At 72.5% G+C, this 25,460-nt stretch carries 23 protein-coding genes and 1 pseudogene; 15 read left to right on the top strand and 9 right to left on the bottom strand.

Annotated elements, in window-relative coordinates; all coding sequences use genetic code 11:
• Positions 1-21 precede the first annotated feature (21 nt).
• A pseudogene (locus A6A06_RS44080) lies at positions 22-2,737 on the bottom strand (Tn3 family transposase).
• Between the two features lie 144 nt (positions 2,738-2,881).
• Here A6A06_RS44080 and A6A06_RS34230 point away from each other — a divergent pair.
• The 4 genes from A6A06_RS34230 to A6A06_RS34215 all read left to right on the top strand — a co-directional run bounded on the left by A6A06_RS34230 (position 2,882) and on the right by A6A06_RS34215 (position 4,397).
• Positions 2,882-3,073, top strand: coding sequence for a hypothetical protein (locus A6A06_RS34230; protein WP_206780375.1), 192 nt, complete (start codon positions 2,882-2,884; stop codon positions 3,071-3,073).
• 33 nt (positions 3,074-3,106) lie between these two features.
• The gene (locus A6A06_RS34225; protein WP_073767228.1) at positions 3,107-3,400 is read left to right on the top strand and encodes an ArsR/SmtB family transcription factor; all 294 of its coding nucleotides are present in this window, start codon (positions 3,107-3,109) and stop codon (positions 3,398-3,400) included.
• The gene (locus A6A06_RS34220) at positions 3,397-3,783 is read left to right on the top strand and encodes a VOC family protein (protein ID WP_073766870.1); all 387 of its coding nucleotides are present in this window, start codon (positions 3,397-3,399) and stop codon (positions 3,781-3,783) included. The genes A6A06_RS34225 and A6A06_RS34220 overlap by 4 nt, the downstream gene beginning before the upstream one ends.
• Before the next feature lie 101 nt (positions 3,784-3,884).
• Positions 3,885-4,397, top strand: coding sequence for a phosphatase domain-containing protein (locus A6A06_RS34215; RefSeq protein WP_073766868.1), 513 nt, complete (start codon positions 3,885-3,887; stop codon positions 4,395-4,397).
• Between the two features lie 418 nt (positions 4,398-4,815).
• Here the strand turns inward: A6A06_RS34215 and A6A06_RS34210 are convergent, their stop codons facing one another.
• Entirely contained in the window at positions 4,816-5,367 is a 552-nt protein-coding gene (locus A6A06_RS34210; RefSeq protein WP_079194551.1) for an ATP-binding protein, read from the bottom strand.
• Positions 5,368-5,374: 7 nt separating this feature from the next.
• A complete protein-coding gene (locus tag A6A06_RS34205) occupies positions 5,375-5,986 on the bottom strand; it encodes a CGNR zinc finger domain-containing protein (protein WP_073766866.1) in 612 nt (203 codons plus the stop codon).
• A 102-nt stretch (positions 5,987-6,088) separates the two neighbouring features.
• Here A6A06_RS34205 and A6A06_RS34200 point away from each other — a divergent pair, with 102 nt between their 5' ends.
• Positions 6,089-6,958, top strand: coding sequence for an alpha/beta fold hydrolase (locus tag A6A06_RS34200; RefSeq protein ID WP_073766864.1), 870 nt, complete (start codon positions 6,089-6,091; stop codon positions 6,956-6,958).
• A 76-nt stretch (positions 6,959-7,034) separates the two neighbouring features.
• On the opposite strand, the gene A6A06_RS34195 is transcribed toward A6A06_RS34200, so the two are convergent.
• Complete coding sequence (locus tag A6A06_RS34195) at positions 7,035-7,871, bottom strand: class I SAM-dependent methyltransferase (protein ID WP_073766862.1); 837 nt, start codon at positions 7,869-7,871, stop codon at positions 7,035-7,037.
• A gap of 450 nt (positions 7,872-8,321) precedes the next feature.
• Here A6A06_RS34195 and A6A06_RS34190 point away from each other — a divergent pair, with 450 nt between their 5' ends.
• On the top strand, positions 8,322-9,488 hold the full coding sequence (locus A6A06_RS34190) for a selina-4(15),7(11)-diene synthase (protein ID WP_079194549.1): 1,167 nt from the start codon (positions 8,322-8,324) through the stop codon (positions 9,486-9,488).
• Positions 9,489-9,608: 120 nt separating this feature from the next.
• On the opposite strand, the gene A6A06_RS34185 is transcribed toward A6A06_RS34190, so the two are convergent.
• A complete protein-coding gene (locus tag A6A06_RS34185) occupies positions 9,609-11,246 on the bottom strand; it encodes a phytoene desaturase family protein (RefSeq protein ID WP_073766860.1) in 1,638 nt (545 codons plus the stop codon).
• Positions 11,247-11,412: 166 nt separating this feature from the next.
• On the bottom strand, positions 11,413-11,868 hold the full coding sequence (locus A6A06_RS34180) for an SRPBCC family protein (protein WP_073766858.1): 456 nt from the start codon (positions 11,866-11,868) through the stop codon (positions 11,413-11,415).
• Between the two features lie 298 nt (positions 11,869-12,166).
• Between A6A06_RS34180 and A6A06_RS34175 the strand changes: the two genes are divergently transcribed.
• Complete coding sequence (locus A6A06_RS34175) at positions 12,167-13,051, top strand: short-chain dehydrogenase/reductase (RefSeq protein ID WP_073766856.1); 885 nt, start codon at positions 12,167-12,169, stop codon at positions 13,049-13,051.
• Between the two features lie 214 nt (positions 13,052-13,265).
• Positions 13,266-14,489 carry a glycosyl hydrolase family 18 protein gene (locus tag A6A06_RS34170; RefSeq protein WP_242441094.1) on the top strand — a complete coding sequence of 408 codons (1,224 nt, stop codon included), beginning with the start codon at positions 13,266-13,268 and terminating at the stop codon, positions 14,487-14,489.
• Here A6A06_RS34170 and A6A06_RS34165 read toward each other — a convergent pair.
• Positions 14,433-15,314: a helix-turn-helix domain-containing protein gene (locus A6A06_RS34165; RefSeq protein WP_073766852.1), complete on the bottom strand. Its 882-nt coding sequence runs from the start codon at positions 15,312-15,314 to the stop codon at positions 14,433-14,435. The genes A6A06_RS34170 and A6A06_RS34165 overlap by 57 nt on opposite strands.
• 192 nt (positions 15,315-15,506) lie before the next feature.
• On the opposite strand from A6A06_RS34165, the gene A6A06_RS34160 reads away from it, so the two are divergent.
• From A6A06_RS34160 to A6A06_RS34145, 3 genes are all read left to right on the top strand, one after another.
• Positions 15,507-16,505: an NADPH:quinone oxidoreductase family protein gene (locus tag A6A06_RS34160; RefSeq protein WP_073766850.1), complete on the top strand. Its 999-nt coding sequence runs from the start codon at positions 15,507-15,509 to the stop codon at positions 16,503-16,505.
• 74 nt (positions 16,506-16,579) lie between these two features.
• Positions 16,580-17,842: an acyl-CoA dehydrogenase family protein gene (locus A6A06_RS34150; protein ID WP_443333819.1), complete on the top strand. Its 1,263-nt coding sequence runs from the start codon at positions 16,580-16,582 to the stop codon at positions 17,840-17,842.
• Positions 17,839-19,104: an acyl-CoA dehydrogenase family protein gene (locus A6A06_RS34145; RefSeq protein ID WP_242441092.1), complete on the top strand. Its 1,266-nt coding sequence runs from the start codon at positions 17,839-17,841 to the stop codon at positions 19,102-19,104. The genes A6A06_RS34150 and A6A06_RS34145 overlap by 4 nt, the downstream gene beginning before the upstream one ends.
• Before the next feature lie 13 nt (positions 19,105-19,117).
• On the opposite strand, the gene A6A06_RS34140 is transcribed toward A6A06_RS34145, so the two are convergent.
• The gene (locus A6A06_RS34140; protein WP_199931352.1) at positions 19,118-19,516 is read right to left on the bottom strand and encodes a hypothetical protein; all 399 of its coding nucleotides are present in this window, start codon (positions 19,514-19,516) and stop codon (positions 19,118-19,120) included.
• Between the two features lie 261 nt (positions 19,517-19,777).
• On the opposite strand from A6A06_RS34140, the gene A6A06_RS34135 reads away from it, so the two are divergent.
• Positions 19,778-21,181 carry a hypothetical protein gene (locus A6A06_RS34135; RefSeq protein ID WP_242441091.1) on the top strand — a complete coding sequence of 468 codons (1,404 nt, stop codon included), beginning with the start codon at positions 19,778-19,780 and terminating at the stop codon, positions 21,179-21,181.
• A 65-nt stretch (positions 21,182-21,246) separates the two neighbouring features.
• Here A6A06_RS34135 and A6A06_RS34130 read toward each other — a convergent pair whose 3' ends face one another.
• Positions 21,247-21,720, bottom strand: coding sequence for a cell wall hydrolase (locus A6A06_RS34130; protein WP_079194576.1), 474 nt, complete (start codon positions 21,718-21,720; stop codon positions 21,247-21,249).
• A 114-nt stretch (positions 21,721-21,834) separates the two neighbouring features.
• Between A6A06_RS34130 and A6A06_RS34125 the strand changes: the two genes are divergently transcribed.
• Genes A6A06_RS34125 through A6A06_RS34115 form a run of 3 tightly spaced genes read left to right on the top strand, consistent with a single transcriptional unit; the run spans position 21,835 to position 25,440 of the window.
• Positions 21,835-23,433: an ABC transporter substrate-binding protein gene (locus tag A6A06_RS34125; RefSeq protein ID WP_073766844.1), complete on the top strand. Its 1,599-nt coding sequence runs from the start codon at positions 21,835-21,837 to the stop codon at positions 23,431-23,433.
• A 29-nt stretch (positions 23,434-23,462) separates the two neighbouring features.
• Positions 23,463-24,428, top strand: a complete 966-nt coding sequence (locus A6A06_RS34120) for an ABC transporter permease (RefSeq protein WP_073767216.1) — start codon at positions 23,463-23,465, stop codon at positions 24,426-24,428.
• Complete coding sequence (locus tag A6A06_RS34115) at positions 24,421-25,440, top strand: ABC transporter permease (RefSeq protein ID WP_242441090.1); 1,020 nt, start codon at positions 24,421-24,423, stop codon at positions 25,438-25,440. Before A6A06_RS34120 ends, A6A06_RS34115 begins: the two co-directional genes overlap by 8 nt.
• The last annotated feature ends 20 nt before the right edge of the window (positions 25,441-25,460 follow it).

Here is a 25,460-nt window from a genome sequence, read left to right as displayed (position 1 = left end):
AGACGCGCCCGCCGCGTCCCGCTACTCGTCGACAGCATCCGGGGCACGGAGAGGCCGCATTCCACCGGGCAGGTCGGGGAGCTGGAAGGAGTACCGGCCCAGCACGTTGATGTGGTGGCGGACGAACGGGGAGAGCCGGGCGATGTCCTGGTCGCGGACGTCGAAGCCGTCGGTGCGGAGCTGGGTGAGGGCGGCGTCCATGTAGCGGGTGTTGAACAGCACGAGGGCGTTCAGGACCAGGCCGAGGGCGCCGATCTGGTCCTCCATGCCGTCCTGGTAGCGCTGGTAGAGCTGCCCGGCCCGGCCGTGGAAGATCTTCCAGGCCAGGGCGTGGAAGATCTTCCGGGCCAGGGCGTGGCGGCCTTCCTGGAGGTTGGCCTGCACCTTGATCTGCCTGCGGTAGCCGGGCTCGTCGGCCAGGCGCAGGAAGTGCAGGGTCTTCGCGATCCGCCCGTAGTGCGCGATCGCGTCGCCCAGCGGGGTGGGCCGCCCGTCGCGCGAGAGCATCCGGATGACGTCGTAGGCGCGGACGGCGCCGGTGTGGATGGAGCCGATGTGGATGGAGCCGATGATCCGCAGGATGTCCTCCCAGTGCCGCTCGATGCGGGCGAGGTCGACCCGGCCGCGGGCGGCGTCCTGGAAGGCGCCGTAGTCGGCGGAGCGGTCGATCCGCCACATCTTCTGGTCCGGTAGGTCGCCAGCCGCAGGTACGTCTGGTCCACGTGGGACAACCGGCCGTACTTCAGCGGGTCAGCGCCGCCCATGACCGGGGCGTAGCCGACGTTGCGGCCGTGGGCGACCAGCAGGGCTGCGATCGTGACGTGCAGGTCCTTCAGCCGTGCTTCGCCGCCGGTGACCGAGGTGAACGCATGGTCCGCGCCGGTCCAGGACATCACCTCCAGCAGCACCTCGGGCAGGTCCACGCGCGGCAGCATCGCGTTCACCGCGGCCCGCAGGTCGAGGAGGGAGGCGGGTTCGGGCTCCGGCTCCAGGGCGGCGAGGTGCAGGCGGCCGTCGTCGAAGACGATCTGCGCGTTGTCCGGTACCCGGGTGGCGACCTCCCGGTAGGTGCCGTCCAGCAGCGCCGCCCGCGCCGCCAGGTGGGCGCCCGCCTCCCCCCGGCAGGTTCAGCGAGGCGAGCACGGTCGGGCGGGCCTGCTGCCACGCCTGCCCGGCCAGCAGCTTCGCCCGCGGGTCGCCCCACTTCGAGGAGTTGCGGGCGAAGACCTGCTTGCTGCGCAGCATCCGGCGCAGCTGCTCCAGCACGCAGAACGTGTACGCCTTCCAGTCCACCGTCCCCGGCTCCAGATGCGGCGCCGCCAACACCAGACGCCGCCACGAACCGCCCAGCAGGGCGGTGTCGATCTCGGCCGGGCCGACCTTCTTGCGGCCCATCAGCTCCGGCAGCGACAACAGCGCGCCCAGCACCGCCTCGCCCTCCGGGGTGGCATCGAAGTCCACCACAGTGACCAGCAGCTTCAAGAACGGGCGGACCGCGCCGAACCGGTTGATCAGCATGGCCCGCCATGCCTCGTCCGCATCCGAGTCCAGCGGAGGGGTCAGCTCGAACAACGCGGCGATCGCCGCGGCCAGCTCGTGGCGGGGCACCACCTGCTCGATGGCCGCCCACATCGCCTCCAGGCTCTCCACCTTCGGCCGCGCGATCTCCCCGGTGCCGGTGTCGACCTGCTCGGAGGTGGTGTCGAACACGACCTGGAAGGCGGTCGCCAGCTTCGCCGACGCCCGCTCCACCCGCGGCAGGGTCTTCAGCTTCTCCTTCGCGCTCTCGCGCTCCGCCTTCGCCTTCGCCAGCAGCTTCGTCGCGATCAAGACCTCCAGCAGGTCCAGCGCGTCGTCCACGGCCCGCGAGGTCAGGTAGACGGTGGTGGCCAGCAGCGTCGCCAGACGGCGCGCATCGGAGTGCCGGCGCAGCAGCGATGCCTTCCCGTCCACCCCGTAGCGCGACAGCTCCGCCAACCTGCGCGGCGGTATCCCCGACACGTCCACGGCGCCCATCCCGAGCGCGGCGATCTCCTCCGCCCGCTCCAGTGCCCGCTTCATCTGCGGGCCCGACACCCGCACCGGCCCGCGCCGCAGCCGGTCCAGCTCCGAGCCCCGCTCACCCGGCGGCACCGTCAGCAGGGAGTCCAGCACCACCCGCTGCCCGGTGCCGAGTATCCCGTACAGCGTGTCCCACAGCCGCTGGTTCGCCGCCTCCCGCACTGACCCCTCCAGCCGGCCCAGACAGACGGCTCACCCCCGGCAGCAGCACCCGGCCCTCGCGCAGCCACCCCGCCGCCGCGTCGAACAACGCCTTCGGCCCGTCCCCTGTCATCCACGCCCGCGCATCCAACCAGCCCACCAGCTCCTCGCGGACCTCCGCGAAGTCCCGCCAGCCCCCGGCCTCCTGGATCTCCCCGGCGTGCGTACGAGCCGTACCGTCCCGCTCGCCGTAGAGCTTCAGGCACGAGGCGTCCTCGATGTCCAGCTGCCCGGCCAGGTACTCGGCTACCTCCGCCGGCACCTGTCGCGGGTCCGGCATGAACCGGCCCAGGAACCGCACGCTCGTGAGCTGGACCGCGTACCCGAGCCGGTTGTGCGCCCGCCGCTTGGCCTGCACCGCCTCCCGGTCCGCGTCGTCCAGGAAGAAGTACCGCTCCAGCTCCCCCCGGGAGGGCGCCTCGTGGAACGACCCGTACCGGGCCGCCTGCTCATCCGTCAGGAACTCGACCGCCACAACAGCTCTCCGAAGATCGACAACAACGACCCGCGAAGGCTCCGACGCTCAATCACCCCAGGTCAAAGCGCTAACTAGCCCGGCGAACCCTTAGCGCACGATCTGACACGGATGTTCCTCAGCCCCGGATACGGCGGCCACGCCATGTCCCTCGACGTCTACCTGCTGCCTCCTGACCGCGTCGCCGGCCTGGCGTCGCGCGCCGGGCTGACCGTGCAGGCCACGCTGGTGCGGCGGCCCGAGAACGCGCGTGATCCGCAAGCCTGCCTTCTGGTGCGCAAACCGGTGCCCCGCAGGCCGCCGACTGGCGTGGGGAGCGGTATCGCCTTACCTTGATAGGCAAGTAGCTACTTGCCTATGGTGGTGGTCATGGCGGAGGATGTCTTCAAGGCGCTGGCCGACCCCACCCGTCGGCTCATCCTTGACGGGCTGGTGGAGCGGGACGGCCAGACCCTGTTCGAGATATGCGCACGGCTGGTGACCAAGCACGGTTCCGGGCTGTCCCGGCAGGCGGTCAGCCAGCACTTGGCCGTACTCGAATCCGCGGGCCTGGTCCTCTCACGGCGCCAGGGCCGCTACAAGTTCCACGACCTGAACACCGAACCACTTGAGCGCATCGTGACCCGGTGGCTCAGGCCCGACGCGCCGGAAGGTGCCCCATGAGAATCAACCTCACCAGCGTCTTCGTCGACGACCAGGCCCAGGCCCTGCACTTCTATACGGAGGTGCTGGGATTCGTGAAGAAGCACGACGTCCCGGTGGGCGAGGACCGGTGGCTGACCGTGGTCTCGCCGGAAGAGCCCGACGGGACCGAACTGGTGCTGGAGCCCTCCGGCCACCCGGCGGTGCAGCCGTACAAGACCGCGCTGGTCCAGGACGGCATCCCGGCCACCGCTTTCGCCGTGGACGACGTACGGGCGGAATTCGACCGGCTGAGCAAGCTGGGGGTGCGCTTCACCCAGGAGCCGGTGGAGATGGGCACGGTCACCACTGCGGTTCTGGACGACACCTGCGGCAACCTGATTCAGATCATGCACGAGGAGTAAGTCCCCGGCCCTGGCCACCCCACGGCAACGCCGCACGCGTGTACGACAAGCAGGAGCAGGAGCAGGAGCAGGAGCAAGCGCACGGGGCGAGAGGACGCGCGTTGAACAGAACGGGAAGCGGCGGTCGCGGCAGAGGCTCGCGGCCCCTGGCGGTCTTCGACCTGGACGGCACGCTCGCCGACACCGGGCACCGCCAGCACTTCCTGGAGCGCCGGCCGCGCGACTGGAAGGGCTTCTTCGCAGCGGCACCGGACGACCCGCCGCTCGCACCCGGCGTGGAACTGGCCCGGGAGAGCGCCGAGGAGTGCGAGGTCGTCTACCTGACCGGCCGCCCCGAGCGCTGCCGCCGCGACACCCTGGCCTGGCTCGGACAGCACGGCTTGCCCGAAGGGCAGCTGTACATGCGCCCGAACGAGGACCGGCGCCCCGCCCGCTACACCAAGCTGGAACTGCTGCGCCGCCTGGCGGGCAGTCGCGAGGTACGCCATGTCGTGGACGACGACGAACTGGTCTGCGCCGCCTGCGAGCAAGCGGGCTTTCCAGTCATACGGGCCCGCTGGGCCACATCCTCCACCGACCTGAAAGACGCCCAGGAACGCGAGGGCCGCACCTGACCCGACCCACGGCGACGCGCTACGGGAACGTCGCTACGGGAACGTAGCGACGGAGGGGGCACGTAGCGACGCTCCGGTAGCGTGGCGACGCTTCGGGGGCGTTGCGACGCTTCGGTGGCGTAGCGACGTCGTGGTCTCGTCGTGACGCGCCGGTAGCGTCGTGACGTACCGGGTGCGTAGCGACGCACCGGTTGCGTAGCAACGTACCCGTAGCGTAGCGACGTACCGGTCACGTGGCGACGTGACCGTAGCGTCACGACGCGCCGGGTACGTAGCGACGTACCCGTAGCGTAGCGACGCATCGGTTACGTAACGACGCTCTGGAGCCGTTGCGGCGTGAGCAGCCGCATAGGAGGCGCAGCCGCAGAGCCGCCCACCCTCCCCTCGCCCCTCGCTCCTCTTTGCCCCTCCTCGCCCCTCACCCCTCGAACCGGAAGCAGCGTGCGGCCTGGGCGGCGTTGATGCCCTGGGTGCGGCCCGGGACCTCGTGGACGGCGGTGATGCCCTCCGCCAGCAGGAGGGCGGAGCGGGCGGAGTCCCGTACCAGTGCCGCGTAGGCGGATATCTCCGCGTCGGAAACGCGTTTCGTGCGTTCGCGGCTCTGGCGGAGCAGGACGGGCTCCCGCGGTGCGAACCGCAGCGCGGTGACCGGCACGCCGAACTTCCGCGCGATGGCCAGTAGTCGCTCGCGCCCTCTGGGCAGCGCGTTCGTCGCGTCGATCAGGACGGTACGGCCCTCGTCCAGCCGTTCGGTGACCCTGCGGTCGCGCTCCTGGAAGACCTGCGCGTCGACCGTCTCCCGGTCGATGCCGGGCCCGAACAGCTCCTCGGCGATGGCGTCGCTGGACACCACGGCGTCGGCGGGCAGCCTGCCCTGGGCGACCAGTTCCCCGGCGAAGGTGCTCTTCCCCGCGGCGGGTGCTCCGATGAGCAGCACCATTCCCGTCGGGATCACCACGGGAGTCTCCATCGCGCCATCATCCACCGCCGTCCCGCCGGGATGAACGCCCTGCCCGTTCCTGATGGCGGCGGGCCTTGGCGCGGTTGCCGCACAACTCCATGGAGCACCAGCGGCGATTGTGCGCGGGGGAGCGGTCGACGAAGCGCACGCCGCAGTGGTCCGCGCCGCAGACGCGTATCCGCAGTACTTCGGGTGACGGCAGTAGCGCCACCGCGTCCTGGGCGACCAGGGCGAGGCCCGCGGTCAGGTCGGCGACTGCCGGGGCGGCCGGCGGCGAGTTCACCAATTTGCCGTCGATCACGGCGAGCTGGGGGGCAGGGGAGGGGAGTGCGGCCGCCGTCCTGTTGATGAGGCTGAGGTCGGCCGGTGCGGGCAGCGAGCCGTCGACCGTCGCGAGCACGGCCCGGTCCACCGCGTCACGCAATTCCCGGGCCAGGGTGAGTGCCGCCGCGTCGCGCGCCGCTGCTGGGTGGGCAGGAGTGGGCAGCCCGGCCCACTCCAGCCATCGCCGCAGGTCCTGCGGCACGAGCAGCGTCTCGCGGGGTGTGCGCAGCCGGTCTCGCAGGGTGTTGACGAAGTCCAGGCATGTCCGCCCGCCGTACCGGATCCACGTGTCTTTGCTCGACATGCTTGCCACTGTACTAACCCCCTGAGATGGTTAGCCCGGTAACGGGCCGCCGTCGGCCCGGCCCTGAAGACGGATTGCGAATGGCGTGGGAGGGAACGGACGGTGGACGGTACAACCACGGGCGTGGCCCAGGTGGACGGCGTACGGCTGCACTACACCCGGGCGGGCTCCGGCCCGCTGGTGGTGCTGCTGCACGGCTGGCCGCAGACCTCCCGGTGCTGGCAGCCGGTCCTCGGCGAACTGGCCCGGAAGTACACCGTCGTCGCCCCCGACCTGCGGGGTTACGGCCGCAGCGACAAGCCCGTGACCGGGTACGACAAGCGGCGGATGGCCGCCGACATGGCGGGTCTCGTCGAGTCGCTGGGGTTTGAACAGGCCGCCGTCGTCGGGCACGACCGGGGTGCGCGGGTGGCCCACCGCTGGGCTCTGGACCGGCCGGAACAGGTGGACCGGCTCGCGTTGCTGGACATCGTGCCGACGCGTGAGATGTTCCGCCGCCTGGACGCCACGATCGCCACCGGATACTGGCACTGGTTCTTCCACCTCCAGCCCGACCTGCCCGAATGGCTGGTAGGGCAGGACATCCGCGGCTATCTGGAGTACTTCTTCGAGCGGTGGACCTACAACCGGCACGCGTTGACCGACGAGGTCGTGGACGCGTACGTGGCGGCGTTCTCCCGCCCCGGCGCGCTGCGTGCGGGTTTCGACGACTACCGGGCCGCGGCGGCCGACACCGCCCTGGACGACGAGGACTTCGCCGAGGGGCGGCTGCTGACCGTACCCGTACTGGCCCTGTGGGGAGCGGTCGGCCTGCCCGCGCAGCTGCCGACGCTGGACATCTGGCGGGACTACTCCGCCCATCCGGAGCAGGTGACCGGCGCGGAGATCGCCGACTGCGGTCACTTCATCGCGGAGGAGGCACCGGAAGCGCTGCTCGCGCACCTGCGGGACTTCCTGCCCGCGCCTGCGTGATGGTCCGACCTTCCCTCACCCCGTCCTCGTCCCGCGTCCTGCTCGCACCCCGAACCCTGTCCCTCGCCCCGTGCCCTCACACGCGCCCGCTGCCCAGCAGCGCGGCGTGCGGCAGTACGAGCATGCCGTCCGGCCCCGTGAAGTCCGCGCACATCGCGTCGTAATGACGCCTGATCTCCGCGACGACCGCGGGCGGTCGGCTCGTGATCACCTGACCGGCCGTCGCCACTCCCGCGGCGGGTCCGCTCCACCATTCCTCGGGGCTGGCCCGGTGTTCCCAGGCGAGCGTTGAGCATCGGACATCGGTGAGCCCGGCATCGCGCAGCAGCCGGGCGAAACCCTCTTCGGTACGCGGGAAGTCGTCTTCGGGCGCGAGCGTGGGCAGGTGGGCGGGGCGGGTGACTCCCGCGGCCCGGATCGCGCACCCGAACAAGGCCTGGCCGGAGGCCGGCGGGGCCGCCCATATGGTGAGCGCGATCCGGGCGCCCGAACGCGCGACCCGGCGCAGCTCGGCGAGCGCGGCACCGGGGCGCCCGACGTGGTTGAGCACGAAGTTGCCGATCACGGCGCCGAACCGGTCGGCGGCGAACGGCAGGCGGGGCAGGCCGGCCACGCACACGTACACGCCTGGGGAAGCCGCGGCCGCGCGGGCGGTCATGCCGGGATCGGCATCCACGGCCGTCACCGAGGCGCCCCGCTCACCCGCGGCTCGGGCCGCGGTACCGGTGCCGACGTCGAGCACGCGTGAGCCGGTGCCGACGTCGAGCACGCGTGAGCCGGCGTGTATCCCCGCCGCGTCGAGCAGGGCGGGGACCGGGTGGGCGCAGAGCGAGGCGAAGCTCCGCTCGTATGCCTGCGCCCGCCCTGTCCAGGCGCGGCGCTCGGCTTCGTCGAAGTCGGTGGGGTCCGGCACGGTGCACCGTGTCCCGTGCTCCGTGCTTCTTCTCCAGGCCGGTGATGACATTCCGTCGGGGTGTCTCCGGTTCGTGATGGCGCCGTCTCAGGAGTCTCCGGTTCGTGATGGCGCCGTTTCAAGTGTCTCCAGTCCGGTGACGGCGCCGTTTCAGGTGTCTCCGGTCCGGTGACGCCGCCTCCTCGAATGTCTCCGGCTCGGTGGCGACACTCCGTCAGGGTGCGCAGTTCACCCCGGTGTACGGGCCCCGTCGCCGGCGCGAAGGGGTGGCGTCCGGAGACCGACGGGAAGCGGATGGTTACCTTCCGAAACTTGTCATAGACACGAAAGCCCTATTGGATCAGGGGGGCGGGGGACGTACTATGCGCCATAGTTGATCGATCAAAGGCCGACATGTCTGTTTCTCCGTCCGGCCGACTGTGCCGTGACGATGCTGAGAGGTGGTCCGGTGTGGGACCCGAGCTGACCGTTCCGCCGACCTACTCGCCCATCCCGCCCGCCGTCCACCCCCGGCACCTGGAGATCGAGGCCCGTACGACCGCTTGGGCGAATCGTTTCTGCATAGGCTCCGACGAGCTGCGCGGGCGGCTGGTGACCCATGGGATCGGCGGCTTCTCGGCCCGGATCCTGCCCGACGGCCGCGAGGAGGTCGTCTCCCTCCTCGCGGACTTCGTCCTGTGGCTCTTCGGCGTCGACGACGGCTACTGCGAGGAGAGCGACCTCGGCCACGACCCGGGCGAGCTGACCGGCGTGCTGCACCGGCTGCTGCGCGTCGCGCAGAACCCCGAGGCCCCCACCCTGCCGGGCGACCGTCTCGCCGAGGGCCTGCGCGACCTGCGGCACCGTGTCTCCCGTTACGGCACAGCGGGCCAGGCCGCCCGCTGGATCGACGCCCTGCGTGAGTACTTCTTCTCCGTGGTGTGGGAGGCGTCCTACCGGCGCGCGGGCACCGTGCCGAGCCTGCCCGACTACACCCTGATGCGCCTGTACGACGGAGCGACCTCGGTCGTCCTGCCGATGCTGGAGATGGGGCACGGCTACGAACTCCAGCCGCACGAGCGTGAGCACACGTCCGTGCGCGCCGCGGCCGAGATGGCCTCCTTCATCATCACCTGGGACAACGATATCTTTTCCCACCACAAGGAGAGCCGGGGTCCGGGCTACTACCTCAACGTCCTGCGCGTCCTGCAGAACGAGTACGGCATATCCCAGGACGAGGCGCTGATCACGGCGATAGCCCAGCGGGACCGTGTGATGACGCTGTTCATGCGCCTGAGCGCGCACCTGCGGAAGCAGGCCAGCCCGCAACTGCGTCAGTACCTGCACAACCTGGGCTCGTTCATCCGCGGGTCCCAGGACTGGGGCATCACCTCCCTGCGCTACACCACTCCCGACGACCCGGCCCGCCTGCCGTCGACGCTGTGTTCCACGCCCACCGACGACAGCCACGCGCCGCTGGACATCCCCGTCATCTCCTGGTGGTGGGGTCTGATTCCGGCCACCCACTCCCCGGCGCTCGTGGAAGCGGGAGTGGAAGCGGAAATGGAAGGAAGGTTGAAAGCGCAAGCGGATGGCGGCGCGCGCTCGCACGCGTGGGCGGCGCAGACCACCGGCTGACGGCCTACCGGCTGACGGCCCACCGGGTGACGGCCTGACGGACTGTCCCGCCGCCTGCCGTCCGCCGCCTGCCGTCCGCCGCCCTTCGCTCGCGACCCTTCGCCCGCGACCCCGTCCGCGTCACTCCGCCGGATCGTCCGGCCGGTCACCGAGCCGGTTGCGGCCGGTCAGTGAGCGCTGGAGACGGGTGAGTGTGCTGCTCGGCGACCGCTTGCGCAGGGCGGCGCGCGCCGCGTTGGCGCCGGGCGCGCCGTGCACACCGCCGCCCGGGTGCGCCCCGGCCGAGGCCAGGAAGAGGCCCTTGACCGGCGTCTCAGGGCGTCCGGTGCCCGGCACCGGGCGGAAGACGAGCTGCTGGTGCATGGCGGTCGTACCGCCGTTGATGGCACCGCCGTGCAGGTTGGCGTCGAGCGCCTGGAGCGTGGGCGGCGCGAGGACGCGGCGGGCCCGTACGCGGGAGCGGAAGCCCGGCGCGTACCGCTCCACCTGCTCCTCCACCCGGTCCGCCATCGCCTCCCGCTCACCGTGGCTCCAAGCGCCGGTGATGCCGGCGCCCCCGTCGTCCGCGCGGACGACGTGCGGTACGTGGGTGTACGCCCACGCCGACTCGGTCCCGGCCGGTGAGCGCGTGGCGTCGGCGGTCGTCATCTGCCCGAAGAGGGCGAACGGCCGGTCCGGTACCCGGCCCGCCGCGAGCTGCGCGGCGAACCGCGTCAGGTCGTCGACGCCGTCGGCCAGGTGCACGGTGCCGGCGGTCGCCGCCTCCCGGGCGGTCCACGGCACCGCACCGTCCAGCGCCCAGTCGACCTTGAACGTGGCGAAGTCCCACTGGAAGCGGCGCAGGTCCGCCAGCAGCCGCGTGGGCAGGTGCCGGCTGTCGACCAGGTCGCCGTAGAGGGACGGTACGGAGACGTCGGCCAGTACGGCCCGGCCCGCCGGCACCGATTCACCACCCGCGGTACGCACCGCAACGGCGTGGCCCGCGCGCACGACGACCTCGGTCACGCGTTCACCGCAGCGCAGCACACCGCCGCGCGCCTCCAGCCGCCGTACCAGGGCCTCGGTCAGCGCGCCCGCGCCGCCGACCGGCACGGGAAAGCCGTACGACTGGGCGAGCATGGACATCAGCCACCCGAAGCCGCCGCTGCCCGCGGCCTCCGGCGCCAGGTCGGCGTGCAGGGCGTTGCCCGCGAGCAGCAGCCGGCCGCCCTCGCCGCCGAACTCCTCCTCGCCCAGGCGCCGTACGGGCAGTACCAGGGTGCGCGCCAGCCGCAGGCCGCCCGCGCCGCGCAGCCGGGCGGCGAGCCGGGCAGTGGCCCGTACCGGCGGGAACGGGGTGAACAGAGCGCCCAGAATGTCCGGACCCACCCGGTCCCAGATGTCGCAGAGCCGCTTCCAGGCGTCGCCGTCGCCCGTGGCGAAGCGGTCCAGCCCGTCGGCTGTGGCAGGCCGTCGGCGTTCCAGCACCGCGCACCGGCCGTCGGCCAGCGGATGCGCGAGGACCCGTGGCGCGTGGCTCCACCGCAGCCCGTGGTCGTCGAGGCGGAGGGCGGCGAGCACGGGCGAGGCGGCGGCCAGGGGATAGAAGGAACTGCACAGGTCGTTGACGAAGTCGGGGTGCACGCCGCGGTCGCTGCGGACCGCGCCGCCCGCCTCGGGCTGCGCCTCCAGGACCTCCACGCTCCAGCCCGCGTCGGCCAGCAGATTGGCGGCCACCAGCCCGTTCGGGCCGGCGCCGATCACCACCGCGTCCGGCATCGCCGTCTCCTCTCCGCCGGGCCCGGGGGCACCGGGGCCGCCCGTACGGCCAGGGGCACCCGGAGGTCCAGGGCTGTCCGTACGACCAGGGTTGTCCGTACGACCGAGGCCGTCCGTGCGGCCTCGGCTCTGCTCCGGCCGGTCCGTACGCCCCGGATACGAGCCTTCACGCCGCCTCGCTCGGCTGCCGCGGGCAGCTCTCCACGACCTTGGCCAGGCGGCTCAGCATGCGGCGGTGCCGGATCTGGAACAGGGCGTCCAGGACGGCGTTGTGCACCAGCCCGCCGGGTCCTTGCAGGGGGTGCTCGTCCATGATGACCAGGCTGTAGTCGCCCCAGGGGCGGATCTCGACCGCGATCCGCGCGGTGCCCAGCGCGCCGCTGTCGACCTCCAGCTCCAGTTCCCGGGGGGCTTCGCAGCGCCGGACGACGGTCCGGCCGGTGAGCGTCCACGGTCCCAGGTGCACGCTGTAGGAGAGCGCGGAGCCCAGTTCCGGCCAGACGCCCTCGCACGGCTGCGACCGGTACGGCCCGACCACCCAGTCCTGATAGCGGCTGCCGTCGGCGAGCACCGCCCACACCGCGTCGGGGTGCCTCTTGATCAGCTGATGTCGTACCGCCATGCGGTCTCCAACGTCGGGGGAACCGGTCGTCGGCGTCGCCTGCCAGCCTAGGCCGGTCCTCTCGGTTCGGCCTCCGGGGCCACATCCGTACCTTCGGCACCACACCCGTGTGCCCGTGTGCCCGTATGCCCGTGTGTCCGTGAGGCGCCGGGCTGCGCCGCTGCCACGGCGTTACGTTGGGGAAATCCGATCTCGACGCGCCCTCAACCCGGCCTCAGCCCGGCCTCGACCCGATCTCGGGTCCCCCCTGGACCCGCCGCCCCGACCGGTACCGCTCGCAGCCCGTGGAGGCCCGACCATGAGCCACGCCCTTCCCCTGCGGGGGTGCACCGCCGTGGTCACCGGCGCCGCGCGCGGCCTGGGCGCGCACATGGCGCGTTCACTCGTCCGGCGGGGAGCAGGCGTGGCCCTGCTCGGGCTGGAGGAGGACGAGTTGGAGCGGGTCGCGGCCGGTCTGCCGGGGCGTGCCGCCCACTGGCCGGTGGACGTCACCGACGAGGACGCCATGGACCGCGCCGCCGCGCTCGTGGAGCGCCGCTTCGGCCCGCCGTCCGTCGTCGTCGCCAACGCCGGGGTGGTGGCGGGCGGCCTGTTCCTTGATACCGACCCGGCCGTCTGGCGCCGCGTCGTCGAGGTCAACCTGATCGGCAGCGCGGTGACCGCACGCGCCTTCCTGCCCGCGCTCCTGCGTACCCGGGGCTACTTCCTCCAGGTCGCCTCCCTCGCGGCCATCGGGCCGGCCCCGATGCTGTCCGCGTACTGCGCCTCGAAGTCCGGGGTGGAGACCTTCGCGCAGGTCCTGCGCGCCGAGCTGGCCCACCGCGGGGTGGGTGTCGGCACCGCGTACCTCAGCTGGGCGGACACCGACATGGTCCGGGCCTCCGACGGCCGGACGGCGATGCGCGAGCTGCGCGCCCACCTGCCGTGGCCCGCGTCGAAGACGTACGACGCCGGACCGGTGGCCGACCGTATGGTCCGCGGCATCGAGCGGCGGGCCGCCACGGTCTACGCGCAGCCCTGGCTGCGCGCGGGCCAGGCGGTGCGTGCCGTCCTGCCGGGGATCGTGGCCGAGGGCTCCCGCCGCGCGTTCCTGCGCCTGTCCGGCCACGCCGACCTCACGGCGACCGGCCTGCTCGGAGCGGGCGGCCGGGCGGCCGAGGACTCCGCCGACTCCCGCCGCTGAACCGTTGACGTACGGCTGCGGCTCGTCCCTATACGGCTGCGACCGGTTCGCATCGGCTGTGGCTCGTCGGCGTACGGCTGTGGCTCGTTCGCGTACGGCTGTGAACCGTTCGCGGTACGGCCCGGAGGGGAACCGGCCCGCTCCGGGTGCGCCCCGGAGGCCGTTCGGCGCAACCGGCGCGGCGGGTGTGCGGTGCCCGGGACAAGCTCGGGGCATGGACCAAGCATCCGCTCCCCGGGCGCGGCTCGGGCTCGTGTTCCTGCTGACGGCGGCCGGGGTCGCCGCCGCTCTGACTCCCGGCGCCGCGGCTCAGGACCGTACGGGGGGCACCGCCGCACACGGGACGCGCGCAACCGCGCCTCCTGCCGTCGCACCTCCCGCCGCCGCTGACGACGGTTTCGACAGCGGTTTCGACGGCGGGTTCGACGACGGTTTCGACGACGCCGGGATGCCGGGCGCCAAGGCTCCCGCCGCCGTGAAGTCCAGCCGCACGGTATCCGCCTGGCTGCCCTACTGGGACGACACCCGGACCGCCTACCGCGACGCCCTCCAGCACGCCGCGCAACTGCACACGGTCAGCCCGTTCTGGTACCGGGCCACCTCCGCCACCACCATCAGGAGCCAGCCGGGCGCGGGAAACAAGCGGATCATCGCCGGGCTGCACAAGGCCGGCATCAAGGTCGTGCCCACCGTCAACGAGTCCATGAACGCCAACGCGATGGCCGCGCTGCTGCACGACCGGGCCCGCCGCGGCGCGCACGTCGCGGCGCTGCTGCGGCTGGTGGCCTCGCGCGCGTACGACGGCATCGACCTCGACTACGAGACGATGGCGACCACCGGCACCGCCCAAATGCGGGAGCGCGTACGCACCGGTTACGCGCTGTTCGCCGACGAGCTGTGCACCAAGCTGCACGCCAGGGGCAAGAGCTGCGTCATCACGGTCATGGCCCGCACCGGCACCTCCGGCAAGGCGTACGACTACGTGCGCCTCGGCAGGGCCGCCGACCGCGTCCGGATCATGGGCTACGACCTGCACTGGGCCGAGGGCTCCCCGGGCCCGCTGTCCTCGCTCGCCTGGTACGAGGAGTTCCTGCGCTACGCCACCCGCACCGTGCCGCGCGACAAGCTCGAAGTGGCCTTCCCCGGGTACGGCTGGGACTGGACCCAGGGTGTCAAGGCCCGCGCCAAGCACCTGACCTGGAAGGAGGCGGAGGCGCTGCGCCGCAGCAAGGGCGCCGCCTACCGCTTCGACGCGAAGTCCGGCACACCCCACTTCACGTACCGGGCGGGCCGGGCCGTGCACCACGTCTGGTACCAGGATGCGCGCGGTGTCGCCGCGCACCTGCCGCTGCTGAAGAAGTACGGCGTACGGAACGCCGGGCTATGGGCGCTCGGTTTTGAAGACCCGCGGTTCTGGAAGGTGCTGCGCGGCGAATAGCCGCAGCGCCGCCTCGGACGGGCTGCCGGTCCGCGCGGTGAACATCAGCAGGCCCTGCCCGGAGCCGTCGGGCGTGTGCATCATCTCGAAGTCCAGCTCCATCATGCCCACCAGCGGGTGGTGGAAGCTCTTGACCCCGAAGCTGCAGTTGCTGACCGCGTGCCGCGACCACAGTGTGCTGAACTCGGTGCTCTTCATGGACAGTTCGCCGATCAGTTCGGCCAGCTGCTGGTCGTCCGGGTGCTGCCCGGCCGCCATGCGCAGCGCGGCGACGGCCCGCCGGGTCTCGGTCTCGCGGTCCGGGTACAGCTCGCGGGTGTGCGGGTCGAGGAACAGCAGCCGCTGGGTGTTGGGACGGTCCAGGGGCCGGCCGGGGCTGTCGAGGTCCAGGTGCCCGGCCAGCAGCGCGTGCCCCAGGGGGTTCCACGCGAGTACCTCGAAGCGCCGGCCGAGGACCAGAGCCGGCACCTCGCCGAGAGCGGCGAGCAGTTGGAGCGTCCCGGGGCGCGCCTTGTCGTGCCGTACGGCCGGGCGGCGCCGAACCTGCGTGGGGCGGGCGAGGTGGCGCAGGTGCGCGCGTTCGTCCGGGGTCAGCCGCAGGGCACGGGCGAGCGCGTCGAGGACGCCGTCCGAGGCGTTGTGGCTCTGGCCCTGTTCGAGCCGTGTGTAGTACGCGACGCTCACACCCGCCAGTTGCGCCAGCTCCTCGCGGCGCAGACCCGGTACGCGGCGCCGGGCGCCGTAGGAGACCAGGCCGACGTCCTCGGGCTGGAGGCGGGCGCGGCGGGTCTTGAGGAAGTTGCCCAACTCGGCGGGTGTGTCCATGCCCGCCAGTGTCGTCCATCGGGCTGCGGGGTGCCTGACCCTGTCATGGCCAGGATCCGGGTCATGACCAGGCTCCGGGCGATCGGCTGTTCCCTCAGGGATACCGACCGCTTAGTATGTCGAGGGTCGCGGGTTCGACACCGGGTCCGACAACCCGCGCTCCCCGCGTACCCGAGGTCTGTGGAGGCACCAGTGAAGGCATGGCGCGTACACGAGAACGGCGAGCCTCGCGAGGTGATGCGGCTGGAGGAAGTGCCGGACCCGCAGCCCGGACCGGGACAGCTGCTGCTGCGGGTGAGGGCGGCCAACGTCAACTTCCCCGATGCGCTGCTGTGCCGCGGCCAGTACCAGGTGCGCCCGCCGTTCCCCTTCACGCCGGGCGTGGAGATCTGCGGTGAGGTGCTCTCGGCGGGCGAGGGTGCGACCGCTGAGGTGGGGGCCCGGGTGCTGGCCCAGCCACCGTTGCCGGACGGTGGGTTCGCCGAGCTGGTGGTGGTGGACGCAGCGACGGTCCGTCCCGCACCGGACGCCCTGGACGACGCGGAGGCCGCCGCACTGCACATCGGCTACCAGACCGGCTGGTTCGGCCTGCACCGCAGGGCCCGCCTCCAGCCCGGCGAGACGCTGCTCGTGCACGCGGCGGCGGGGGGCGTCGGCAGCGCCGCCGTACAGCTCGGCAAGGCCGCCGGGGCACGGGTCATCGGGGTGGTGGGCGGCTCCGACAAGGCGGCCGTCGCCCACGAACTGGGCTGCGACCTGGTGCTGGACCGGCGCACCGACGACCTCGTGGCCGCCGTCAAGGAAGCGACCGGCGGCCGGGGCGCGGACGTGGTCTACGACCCGGTGGGCGGCGACGCGTACGCCAAGTCCGTCAAGTGCGTCGCCTTCGAGGGCCGGATCGTGGTCGTCGGCTTCGCCAGCGGCGCCGTACCGACCCCCGGCCTCAACCATGCCCTCGTCAAGAACTACACGATCCTCGGCCTGCACTGGGGCCTGTACAACACCAAGGACCCCGCCGCGGTCGACGCCTGCCACGAGGAACTGGCCAAGCTGGCCGCACAGGGCGTCATCAGGCCGCTGATCGGCGGCCGCGTGCCGCTGTCCGGCGCGGCCGAGGCGGTACAGCGGGTCTTCGACGGCACCACCACCGGCCGCCTCGTCGTCGTCCCCGGCACGGAGGACGCGTCATGACCGAGCAGACCACGGGGGCCATGAAGACCGGGCCGACCACGGGGGCCATGAAGACCGAGCCGACCACGGAGTCCATGAAGGCCGGACCGGCCACGGAGGCCGAGCCGACCACGGAGACCGGACCGACCACCGAAACCACGGAGACCGGGAGCCTCGACGCCGACGGACTGCGCCGCCGCACCGCCGGCCTGCTCGCCGCCCACCCGCCCGCCGATACCGCCCCGCTCGACTTCCTGCGGGCCCGTTTCGACGCCGGGCTGGCCTGGGTCCACTTCCCCCGGGGCCTCGGCGGACTCGACGCCCCGCGCGCGCTCCAGGCCGTGGTGGAAGCCGAGTTGGAGGCGGCGGGCGCGCCGGACAACGACCCGCGCCGTATCGGCATCGGACTCGGCATGGCCGCCCCCACCATCCTCCGCTTCGGCACGGACGAGCAGAAGAAGCGTTTCCTGCGGCCGCTGTGGACCGGCGAAGAGGTGTGGTGCCAGCTGTTCAGCGAACCCGGCGCAGGGTCGGACCTGGCCGCGCTCGCCACCCGTGCCGTACGGGACGAAGAGGGCACCGGCTGGGTCGTGGACGGCCAGAAGGTCTGGACGTCCGGCGCCCACCAGGCCCGCTGGGCGATCCTCATCGCCCGAACGGACCCGCGGCTGCCCAAGCACCGCGGCATCACCTACTTCGTCTGCGACATGACCGACCCCGGTGTCGAGGTGCGGCCGCTGCGGCAGATCACCGGCGAGGCCGAGTTCAACGAGGTCTTCCTGACGGGCGTACGGATTCCCGACGCGCACCGCCTCGGCGAGGTGGGGGAGGGGTGGAAGGTCGCGCAGACCACGCTGATGAACGAGCGGGTGGCGATCGGCGGCGCCCGCCTGCCCCGCGAAGGCGGCATGATCGGCGTCGCGGCCCAGGCCTGGCGCCGGCGCCCCGAAGCACGTACCCACGACCTCCACCAGCGGCTGCTGCGCCTGTGGGTGGACGCCGAGGTCGCCCGCCTGACGGGGGAGCGGCTGCGCCAGCAGCTCGCCAAGGGGGAGCCGGGGCCGGAAGGCAGCGGCATGAAGCTGGCGTTCGCCCGGCTGGCCCAGCAGATCAGCGGCTGGGAGGTGGAGTTCCTGGCCGAGGACGGGCTGGGGTACGACGACTGGACGCTGCGCCGCCCCGAGGGCGTGGACTTCACCGGACGCCAGGCCGGCTACCGCTACCTGCGGGCCAAGGGCAACTCCATCGAGGGCGGCACCTCCGAGGTGCTGCTGAACATCGTCGCCGAACGCGTCCTGGGGCTGCCGCCCGAGCCGCGTACCGACAAGGACGTCGCGTGGAAGGACCTCCCCCGATGACCGCTCCGAGGATTCCGGCCCCTGCCGAACCGGCTTCCACCGAACCGGCTTCCACCGAACCTGTTTCCGCCGGTCCTGTTTCCGCCGGTCCTGTTTCCACCGAACCGGCCCCCGCTCAGCCCGACGCCGACGCCGACACCACCCCCGGCCTCCTCTACTCGGAGCCGGAGGAGGACCTGCGGGCCGCCGTCCGCTCGCTGCTCACCGACCGCGGCGGCCCGGCCGCCGTCCTAGCGGATCTGGAGAGCGGCCGGGCGTACGACACCGGACTGTGGCGCCCGCTGGCCGTGGACATGGGCACGGCCGGGCTGCTGGTCCCGGAGAAGCTCGGCGGGCAGGGCGCGAGCGCCCGCGAGGCCGCCGTCGTCCTGGAGGAACTGGGGCGTTCGATGGCCGCCGTGCCGTACCTGACCAGTGCGGTGCTGGCCGTGTCGGCGCTGCTCGACTGCGAGACGGACCGCCCGGAAGTGACCGCGCCGCTGGCCGCGCTCGCCGAAGGGCGGAGCGTCGGCGTGCTCGCGGTGCCCCTGCCGACGGCTCCGGGCACGCTGCCGGAACCGTCCGTACGGGCCGCCGCGGACGGCACGCTGAGCGGCGAGGTGACCGGCGTCGCGGACGCCGTCGCCGCGGACCTGCTGCTCGTACCGGCCGACGGCCCGTACGGATACGCGCTGTACGCCGTGGACGCGACGGCCGACGGGGTGCGGACCGAGCCCGCCACACCGCTCGACCTGACCCGCGTCCCGGCCCGCATCACCCTCGACGGTGCCGCCGGGCGGCTGCTGGCAGGGCAGGACACGGCCCGCGCGGCGGTGACCGGGGCCCTGCTGACCGGTGCGGGACTGCTCGCCTCCGAACAGCTCGGCATCGCCGAGTGGTGCCTGGCCGAAACCGTCCGGCACACCGCTCAACGCACCCAGTTCGGCCGCCCCGTCGGATCGTTCCAGGCGCTCAAGCACCGGATGGCAGCGCTCTGGCTGGAGGTCGCCTCGGCCCGCGCCGCGGCCCGCAACGCAGCCGACGCGCTGGCCACCGGCAGCCCGGACGCGCCGGTGGCGGTGGCGGTCGCGCAGGCGTACTGCGCGCCCGTCGCGGTGCGCGCGGCCGAGGAGTGCATCCAGCTGCACGGCGGCATCGGCATGACCTGGGAGCACCCGGCGCACCTGTTCCTCAAGCGCGCCAAGACCGACGAGATCGCCCTGGGCACGCCGGGCCGCCACCGCGAGGTGCTCGCGGGGCTGGTGGACATCCCGGCTCCGTAGCCGCGCCCGGGGCCTACCCGATGAGGCTCAAGGGGCCGCTGACGTCGCTCTCCTTGCCGTCCTGGGTGGTCACCTCGACCGTGTAGGAGGTGCCCGGCGGCACCGTGGGCAGCGTGGCCAGCGCCTCGCCGGCCTTCTTGCTGCCGGCCTTGGGCGCCACCAGCGACAGCCGGTCGTGGCTGCCGGACGGCGTCCGGGCGCTCAGCCAGACGTCCACCTCCTTCCCGGTCGTGTTCGACCACTGGACGAGGACACTGCCCGCCACCTTCGCGCTGGAGCCGGCGGGCGGTGTCGTGACCTTGACGGCCGGGGCGGCGGCGGACGGAGTGGCGGCCGGTCCGACCGCGAGGGCGGCCGCCGCGGCGGTGGTGACGGCTCCGACGGCTATGCCCTTGGCCTTCGCCGTACGCATGATGACCTCCGTGTTTCGTCGGGGGCGGTCGGGCGGAGCCTCCCCGTGCGGCGAGATCATCACCGCCACGGGGGCGACGGCCACCTCACTGGGGGCCCCTGAGCGGACGGCGAGCCGTGGCCGTACGACACTGTGCCCGCGGCCGTGCGACGCCGTGCCCGCGCGGAGGTGGCGTGCCCGGTACGCGGGTACGCGGAGCGCGGTGTCGCCCGTTACGCAACCGTTATGTCGAAAAAGTGCGGTTCGGGTAGCGTCGTACTCATGAAGATCGCAACCCGTCGCCCCGCGGCCTCCGGAGCGGCGCTCCTCCAGCGCCCACAGGCCGGTCCGGCGCTCCTCCTGGCCGCCGTCCTCCTGGCGCTGCTCACCGCCGTGGCACCCGGCGCGCGAGCCGCCGGAGGGCTCGACGAGGCGGCGGACGCCCTGAAGAAGGGGCCGGTGTACGTGGATCCGCGGGCGTCCGGCGAACTGTCGGCCGCCGACGCGGACGCCCTCGCCAAGAAGATCAAGGACTCCGGGAAGCCGGTCTTCGTCGCGGTGCTGCCCAAGGCCGCCGAGTACCGGCCCGAGACCCTCCTGAAGGACCTGCGGACCAAGACCGGCGTCAGCGGCGTCTACGCCGTCGAACTCGGCGACCGGTTCAACGCCGCCGCCGACGCCCGAGCCATGTCGCGCAATTCCGTACGCAACCTCGTCGGCTCGGTCCAGCGGTCCGGTTACGGCACCACCAAGGAGCGCCTGAACAGCTTCGTCGACACCGCGACCCAGCAGGCGTCCGGCCACGAGCCGGCCTCCTGGGGCGGCGACGGCGCCGGTGTCAGCACCGGCGCGCTCGTCGGCCTGGGGGCGCTGGTGGTGGCGGGCGGCGGAGGCGCGTTCGCGCTGCACCGCCGCAGCAAGAAGAAGCGGGCCGAGGAGGAGCGGGCCGCGCTGGAGCAACTGCGCGTCGTCGTGGACGAGGACATCACCGCTTTCGGCGAGGAGCTGGACCGGCTCGACTTCACCCCCGGCGAGCCCGGCGCGGACGACGCGATGCGCGCCGACTACAGCCACGCGCTGGACGCGTACGAGAACGCCAAGACGGCGATGGCCCGCGCCGAGCGCCCCGGCGACGTCGAGCCGGTCACCAAGGCACTGGAGGACGGCCGGTTCGCGCTGGCCACCCTGGCCGCGCGGCGCGAGGGCAAGCCGCTGCCCGAACGCCGGGTGCCGTGCTTCTTCGACCCGCGCCACGGTCCGTCCGTCGCGGACGCGGAGTGGGCGCCGAACGGAGCGGCGCCGCGCACGGTGCCGGTCTGCGCCGCGGACCAGGCGCGCCTGGCGGACGGGCAGGAGCCGATGGCCCGCACGGTGCAGACCGAGTACGGACAGCGTCCTTACTGGGACGCGGGCCCGGCGTACGGTCCCTGGGCGGGCGGCTACTTCGGCGGCGGCATGCTGCCGGGCCTCCTCATGGGCACCATGCTCGGCAGCGTCCTGATGGGCCCGTCCGCCTACGCCTCCGACTTCGGCGGCGGCCAGCAGGGCGCGGAGGGCGGCGACGTCTCCGGCTCCGACTTCAACTCGGACGACTTCTCCGGTGGCTTCGGTGGCGGCGGTGGCTTCGGCGGCGGGGACTTCGGCGGCGGTGACAGCGGCGGGGGCTTCGGCGGCGGGGATTGGTGACGGCTTCGGAGCGGGGTGCGGCTGTCGGCTGAAGCCCGCTCCCCGTACCTCGGTGCGGCGCGCTCCTACCGGCTGACGCCCGCTCCCCGTACCCGCTTCGCGCCCAGGAACCGCGCGTACCGCGGCCGTTCCGCGAAGTCGGCGTACGACCACACGGCGGGCCGCCCGGCCTCCTTGCACAGGTGCAGCACCTGGCCGGGCCCCAGGTACACGCCGACGTGCGCTCCGTACCCGGCGGGCCGTCCCGGCACCTCCCCGGCGTCGAAGAGCACCAGGTCCAGCGGGCCCGGCGGCTCGGCCCGTGCGGTCGCAGCGGTGTCCGCCCACAGTTCGGCGGACCGCAGCGGCGGCACCTCGCGCCCGAAGTGGCGCAGCACGGCGTACGCGTAGAGCTGGCAGTTCGCCCCTGCCGATACGTCGTACGGGGGCACGTCGTACGGAGGGCTGCCCGGCAGCGCGGCGGCCCCGGGATGCCGGGCCCCGGCGTACGGAACGTCCCGCAGAGCGGCGGGCAGACGCGACAGCGGATCCACGGACATGACGCCCATCATGGCGGGCCCCGCGGGCAGGGGTACCGGGGCTTCCGTTTCTCACATGCTGTTTAATTGCCTGCGCTTTGCAACAACAGTCGATCTTCAGTAGGGGAGTGGGTCATGACGTCCCGGTCGATACGGTCAGTGGCCGCCGCGGCGCTGGCGGGCACGGTGGCGTTCGGAGCGGCGGCCTGCTCGACGCCCACCGGCGGCAAGGGCGGCGCGGCCGGCTCCGAGGACTCCGCCGTGGTCGGCATCGCCTACGAGCCGGAGTCGCTGAGCCCGCTGCTGGGCTACGGCAAGGACGGCAACTCCAAGATCTTCGACGGTCTGCTCACCCACGACGCGGGCATGAAGCTCAAGCCCGCGCTGGCTGCCGAGCTGCCCAAGGTCTCCGACGACGGCAAGACCTACACGTACACGCTGCGTGACGGCGTCACCTTCAGTGACGGCAAGCCCTTCACCGCCGACGACGTGGTCTTCACCTACGAGACCATCCTCGACGCGAAGACCAACAACGCCTCCAAGGCCGAACTGGACGCCCTGGAGAAGGTCGAGAAGAAGGACGCCCGTACCGTCGTCTTCCACCTCAAGTACCCCTACGCGCCGTTCGCCGAGCGCACCGTCCTGCCGATCGCCCCGAAGCACGTAGCGGGCAAGCAGGACATCAACAGCGGCTCCTTCACCACCCAGCCGATCGGCACCGGCCCCTACATCCTCACCAAGTGGTCCAAGGGCGAGAAGCTCTCCTTCAAGGCCAACCCGCACTACTGGGGCGGCGCCCCCAAGGTGAAGAACTTCACCATGGCGATCATCAAGGACGACGACGTGCGCGCCACCCGGCTGCGCTCCGGCGACCTCGACGGCGCGATCCTGCCGCCCAACCTCGCCGCCACCTTCACGTCCGACAAGGACAAGAAGTCGCTGGCGGCCAAGACGTTCGACTACCGCACCGTCACGCTGCCCACCGCCAACAAGGTCACCGGCGACCAGGCCGTACGCCAGGCCCTGGACGTCGCGGTGGACCGCAAGGCCATGGTCGACGGCATCCTCGACGGCGCCGGCAAGCCCGCCTACGGGCCCGTACCGACCGACAGCCCTTGGTTCGCCAAGGGCACCGAGCGCGCCCACGACCTGAAGAAGGCCGAGCGGATCCTCGACGACGCCGGGTGGCAGAAGGGCGAGGGCGGCATCCGCGCCAAGGACGGACAGCCCGCCTCCTTCAAGCTCTGGTACCTCGCCGGCGACAAGCTCCGCCAGGAGCACGCGCTCGCCTTCGCCTCCGACGCCAAGAAGGCCGGCATCGAGGTGAAGGTGGAGTCCGGTCCCTGGGAGAGCATCATGCCGAACATGAAGACCGACGCGGTCCTCGCGGGCGGCGGCAGTCCCGCCGACCCGGACTTCGACCAGTACCTGCTGCTGCACTCCTCGCTCGCGGGCGACGGCTTCAACAACATGTCGCGCTACGACAACCCCACGGTCGACAAGGCACTGGTGGACGCCCGCCGCACCGACGACAAGGCCCGCCGCAAGGCCGGGTACGACACGGTGCAGCGCGAACTCGCCGACGACCCGGCGTACATCTTCCTCACCCACATCGACCACCTCTACGTCCTCAAGGACCGGTGGAAGGACCTCACCACCCAGGTCGAGCCGCACGACCACGGCCTGGCCTCCGGCCCGTGGTGGAACGTAGAGGACTGGCAGCCCGCCAAGTGAGCCGCCTCGCACAGCTGCCCTGGGCACCGATGGCGCGGATGACCGGACGGCGGGCCCTGTTCGCCGTGCCGGTCCTCCTCGCCGTCACCCTCGGCGTGTTCGCCGTCGCGGCTGCCGCGCCGTTCGACCCCGTCAAGGCGTACGCGGGCACCGCCGGTCTCACCGCCTCCCAGGAGAACCTGGACCAGATCCGGCTCAACCTCGGCGTCGACCAGCCGCTGCTCGGCCGCTGGTGGCACTGGCTGACCGGTGCGCTCACCGGCGACCTCGGCGACTCCGCGACGCTGCGGGCCCCCGTGTCGCAGGTCATCGGCGAACGCATCGGCTGGTCGGTGCTGCTGTGCGCCCTGGCGTTCGTGACCGCCGTCCTGGTGGGCACGCTGCTGGGCGTGCTGGCGGCCCGGCGGCCCGGCTCGATGCTGGACCGCGCCGTCACCTCGGCCGCGTACACCCTGGAGGCCGCACCGCCGTTCTGGCTCGGGCTGCTGGCCGTCTGGCTGTTCGCGCTCAAGCTGGGCGTACTGCCGGCCGGCGGGCTGACCGACACCGGGAGCGACGTCGCCACCCCCGGCCAGATCGCGCGCCACGTCGTCCTCCCGGCGCTGGTGCTCGCCGTCTCGCAGCTCCCGTGGTTCGTGCTGTACGTACGGCAGGGCGTCGGCGACGCCCTGGAGGAGGACCCGGTGCGCGGCGCGCGGGCCCGCGGCCTGAGCGAGCGCACCGTCCTGCTCCAGCACGCCCTGCGCTCCGGGCTGCTGCCGGTCCTCACCCTGGTCGGCTCACGCGTACCGGAGCTGATCACCGGGGCGCTGCTGGTGGAGTCCGTCTTCAGCTGGCCGGGCATCGCCGCGGCCACCGTCGACGCGGCGACGAGCGTGGACTTCCCGCTGCTGGCCGCGCTGACGGTGCTCGCCACGGTCGCCGTGCTGGTCGGCAACCTGCTCTCCGACCTGTTGTACGGACTCGCCGACCCGAGGGTGGGATTCGATGGCTGAGACGGTGAAGACCACCGAGACGGCGACTGAGAAGGCGACCGAGACGGTTACTGAGACGGCGGCGGGGGATTCGGAACCGAACGCGGCCTCCGGAGCTTCCGCGCCGACCGGGGCTTCGGACGGCGGGACCGTCTGGCACCAGCGCTCGGCGCAACGCGGCGGGCACGGCAACCGCACCCGCTCCCTGCGCACCCGCGCCCTGCGCGTCCGGACCTCCGCCGTCCTCGTGTCGGCCGTCGTCCTGGCCGTCGTCGTGGTGCCTCTCCTGATCCCCCTGGACCGGCAGGCCGTCGACCTCGCCGCCAAGCTCCAGGAACCTTCCCTCGCCCACCCCTTCGGCACTGACGAGGTTGGCCGCGACCTGCTGCTGCGTTGCGTCTACGGCCTGCGCGTCTCCCTGCTCGTCGGCGTGGTCGCGGCACTCGCCGCCACCGTCATCGGCACCGCGGTCGGCGCGCTGGCCGGGGCGCTCGGCGGCTGGGCGGACCGCGGTGTGATGCGCGTCGTGGACCTCTTCTCCTCCGTGCCGCATCTGCTGCTCGGCATCTTCATCGTGGCGATGTTCCGGCCCGGCGTCTGGCCCGTGATCATCTCGGTGGCGCTGACCCACTGGCTGTCCACCGCCCGGATCGTGCGGGCCGAGGTGCTCTCCCTGCGCTCCCGCCCGTACATCGACGCGGCCGTCTCCGGAGGCGCCTCACGCCTGCGGGTCGCCGTCCGGCATCTGCTGCCGGGCGTACTGCCGCAGGCCGGACTGGCCGCCGTCCTGATGGTGCCGCACGCCATCTGGCACGAGTCGGCGCTGTCCTTCCTGGGCCTCGGGCTGCCCGCCCACGAGGCGAGTCTCGGCAACATGGTCAACAGCGCGCGCAGTTCGCTGCTCGCGGGCGACTGGTGGCCGACCCTCTTCCCCGGCCTGTTCATCATCGTTCCCACCCTCGCCATCGCCGGCCTGGCCGGTGTCTGGCGCGAACGCATCAACCCGCGCCGCCGATCGGAGCTGATGCTGTGACCGAGCCGTCCGCACGCACG

The organism is Streptomyces sp. CB02923 (assembly GCF_001905005.1).
Classification (GTDB): Bacteria; Actinomycetota; Actinomycetes; order Streptomycetales; family Streptomycetaceae; genus Streptomyces.
This window is presented reverse-complemented; position numbering and strand designations above follow the sequence as displayed.